General features: G+C 67.2%; 1 protein-coding gene. It reads right to left on the bottom strand.

Going from position 1 to position 262, the window contains the following annotated elements; translation table 11 throughout:
* On the bottom strand, nucleotides 1-262 hold a 262-nt coding region (locus ACCC94_RS30300), incomplete at both ends, for an NAD(P)H-dependent glycerol-3-phosphate dehydrogenase (RefSeq protein WP_413353245.1).

The following is a 262-nucleotide window of genomic DNA, read 5'->3' as shown; positions in this document are numbered from 1 at the left end:
CCTCCCTGCCGTGTGGTTCCGGGACAGCGCGGACGAGCAGGTCGCCACGAGGTCGCCCAGCCCGGCGAGCCCGGCCATGGTCTTGGCTTCGCCGCCCAGCGCCAATGCGAGCCGGGATGTTTCCGCAAGTCCCCGGGTAATCACCGAGGCCTTGGTGTTGTCCCCCATCTGCTTGCCCTCACAGATGCCCACTGCCAGCGCAATCACGTTCTTGACGATGCCGCCGATTTCGACGCCGACCACATCGGCCGTGGTGTAGGGC

The sequence above is a fragment of the Pseudomonas sp. Pseusp97 genome, assembly GCF_047304025.1.
Classification (GTDB): Bacteria; Pseudomonadota; Gammaproteobacteria; order Pseudomonadales; family Pseudomonadaceae; genus Pseudomonas.
The sequence above is the reverse complement of the archived record's forward strand: the minus strand, read 5'-3'. Positions and strand labels throughout refer to the sequence as shown.